At 70.8% G+C, this 2,942-nt stretch carries 3 protein-coding genes; all 3 read right to left on the reverse strand.

The features are described from left to right. Positions 1-695, reverse strand: a 695-nt coding sequence (locus ACFR9S_RS13705) for a penicillin acylase family protein (RefSeq protein ID WP_379818891.1), incomplete at its 3' end; no start/stop codon positions are given. Between the two features lie 42 nt (positions 696-737). Further along, positions 738-1,808: an mRNA surveillance protein pelota gene (locus ACFR9S_RS13710; RefSeq protein WP_379732336.1), complete on the reverse strand. Its 1,071-nt coding sequence runs from the start codon at positions 1,806-1,808 to the stop codon at positions 738-740. 46 nt (positions 1,809-1,854) lie between these two features. Continuing rightward, entirely contained in the window at positions 1,855-2,913 is a 1,059-nt protein-coding gene (locus tag ACFR9S_RS13715) for a hypothetical protein (protein ID WP_379818892.1), read from the reverse strand. Between the last annotated feature and the right edge of the window lie 29 nt (positions 2,914-2,942).

Consider the following 2,942-nt stretch of genomic DNA (forward strand, 5'->3'; position numbering starts at 1 on the left):
CCGCCGCGGATGATCGGCGACTCGTGGTCCATGACTCGCGGGTAGAGTTGCTCGGTCGCGTCGGCGCCGAGCCGGTCGCGGGCCAGCGCGCGCCGGAGCGCCCGGAACGAGCCGGTGAGGCCCCACGAGATCTGTTTCTGGACGAGCAGCGACGCCGTCGGCGTCCACCGCTGCGGCTCGAACTCCAGCAGCCCGTACTCCAGCGGCGTCGGCTCGACCTCGCGGGCGCGGTTCACCCCTGCGACGTACGCCTCGACCACGTTGCCGGTCTCGGTGCCCGCGGCGCGCTCCCACGTGGCTTCGGCGGCGGCCTCGAAGTCCATCTGCCGGTGGAACGCGTCGCTGTCGACCGTCGCCGGGCCGACGACCTCCGAGAGGTGGCCGGCCATCCGCCGGCGGTAGAGATCCATCTGAAAGAGTCGGTCGGCGCCGTGACAGTAGCCGACCGCGTAGTACGCCGCCCGCTCGCTCTCGGCCTCGACGTGGGGGACGCCGTAGTCGACGTAGCGCACCGTCGCGGGGCCGTACGGGCTGTCGAGGTCGTCCGGTGCCGTTCCCGTCGCCGCACCCCAGACGCTGCCCGACCCGGGCGCGAACCGGTCCAAGTACGACCGGGCCTCCGTCAGCGCCATCCCGCCGACGCCGGCGCCGAGAACCGCCGAGAGGAGGGCTCGGCGGGTCGTCTCGCTGTCCATTGCCGGATAGAACGCGGGGAGGCTCGTAAAGTTTTGTCCGCGCTACTGGATCCGGTACCGCAACAGCGCCGCGATCCCGCCGAGGTTCGATAGCTGCTCGCCCGGCGCGAACTCCGAGGAGAACACCACCACCTCGCCGCCTTTCTGCTCGACGGTCTCGATGATCTCGTTTGCGTCCCGCTCCCAGTCGCCCTCGTCCTGTCGCTCGGTTCGCAGGCGCTCGTCGACGACGAGCAGCGTCCCCACCGCGCCGTACTCGGCGGCCTCGGCGGTCTCTTCGATCCCGTAGGTCGCCTTCTCGCCGGTGGAGATGCGCTCGGTGAGTTCGTCGATCAGTTCGCTCTCGCGGGCGATCCGTGTCTGGTCCTGTACGTCCTCGACGGCGCCGCGCTTGAGCACCTCGTGGACGCCGCGGTCGCCCGCCGCGGAGGTGTCGACGGTCGTCGCGACCTTCTCGGCCACGTCGGGGTACTCCTCCTCGAGGTAGTCCAGCGCGTCGCGCTTCGTGAACCCGGGGCCGGCGACGATGATCGCCTCGGCGTCGACGTGCTGGAGTGCTGAACCGAGCTCCTCGAACAGCGTGGTCCGCGGCTGTGCGTACTCCCCCTTCCCCGTCGGCGCCGTGAGGGAGACGTACTCGTCGGTGCCGTACTGCTGGACCGTGTGGACGTACGCCTCGCCCTCCTCGACGGTGACGACCGCCACGTCCGGCGCGTCGGTGGCCTCGGCGGCCTCCTCGATCCGGTCGCGCTGGTCGGGCTTGAGGTACTTCTCGATCGTGAGTTCCTCGTGGGTCTCGACGTTGATCGTGTGATGCAGCCCGATCTGGTCCTCCATCGAGCAGTCACGGATCACGCCGCCGACCCGGAGGCGGTTGGCGAAGCGGGCGAACTCCACGTCCTCGACCTCGAGGGTGACGTGGAGATGTTCGCGCTCGCCGCCGGTGTCGCGCATCTGGTCGTCGTTGCGCTGGATGCGGCGGGTGGTGTCGCCCTCGACCAGATCCCCCGGCTCGAGGACGTGCGAGAGATGCCAGAGGTCGTCGACGGTCTCGGGGACGAGCGTCACCCGGTCACGGCCCTCCGCGCCGTGGCCGCGCTGGACGATTCGCATGGGGAGCACTCCGGCCCCCGGGGTCACGTCTCTTTCCTTCTCGGCGTCAGGCCCGCATCACGCGCGAGTGGAAGAAGCGGACGAGTCGGTCGAACTCGTCGACGATCTCGGCGGCCGCGACCTGATCGAGCGTCGCGAACTGCCGGCTCGCCGCGAACCCGTCGTAGCCGTCGGCGATCTCGTACTCCAGTTCCTCCTCGATCCCGGCCTCGTTCTCCCGGACCACCGCGCGCATCTGCTCCTTCTCGGCCTCGCTGCCGCCGTAGATGTTCACCCCGAACTCCACGGTGCCGTCGGAGCCGACCTGAATCCGGTAGCGGAGCACGCCGCCGGCGTAGGCGGGGTGGTCGGGCCGGACGAGCAGTTCGTTCCCGCGCTCGACGGAGACCAGATCCTCGGGGTCGGTGTCGAAGGTCCCGACGAGGCGGTCCTGTATCCCCTCCGCGACGGCGTCGAGCAACACGGGGAGTTCGAGGCTCCCGGCCTCGACCGCCTCGTCGCCCGCTTCGTCTCCCGTTCCGTCCTCGGCCGTCCTGTCCCGATCGTGCGCTCCGCTCCCGGCTTCCGATTCACTTTCGTCGTCCGCTCCGGCACCGCCGTCGGCGCCATCGTCCGCCGCGAGCGCCGACTCGTGGCTCGGCGCGTCCGCGGTGTCCTCACCACTGTCAGATTCGCGTTCCCCGCCTGCGGCCGTCTCGGCGCTCGCGTTCGTGCCGGCGACCCACTGCTCCGCGCTGTCGGTGCTCTCCGCCTGCTCCCCGTCGTCGGGGACGAACTGCACGAGGAACTCCTCGCTCTCCGGCGCGCCGAACGCCTCGACGCGGATCGCGTCGACCGCCACCTCGCGGTCGCTCAGGAACGTCGCCAGATCCAGCGCCTCGTCGGCGAACGCCGTCCCGAGCAGCCGGACGCGCTGCTCCTCGTTGAACGCCTCGGGGTCGAGCGGGGCTTGGGTGAAGTACTCCGCGTGCGCCTCGCGGAGCGACCCCCCGTCGTACTGCTCGTTCAACGCCTCGTAGGGGCGGTCCGCGACCGTGCTGGCGCGCTGGAGCGTCTCCGTGACCGTGTCGCTGTCCACCGTCCCGTCGACGGCGCCGACGACCACTGCCGACCCCTCGGCGTTGCGCGGCCGCG

Origin of the sequence: Halolamina salina, from assembly GCF_042678005.1 — an archaeon.
Taxonomy (GTDB): domain Archaea; phylum Halobacteriota; class Halobacteria; order Halobacteriales; family Haloferacaceae; genus Halolamina; species Halolamina salina.

Excerpts from the sequence above, each read along its gene's own strand:
- ACFR9S_RS13710 (WP_379732336.1), bottom strand. The coding sequence starts at position 1,808 with ATGCGAATCGTCCAGCGCGGCCACGGCGCGGAGGGCCGTGACCGGGTG.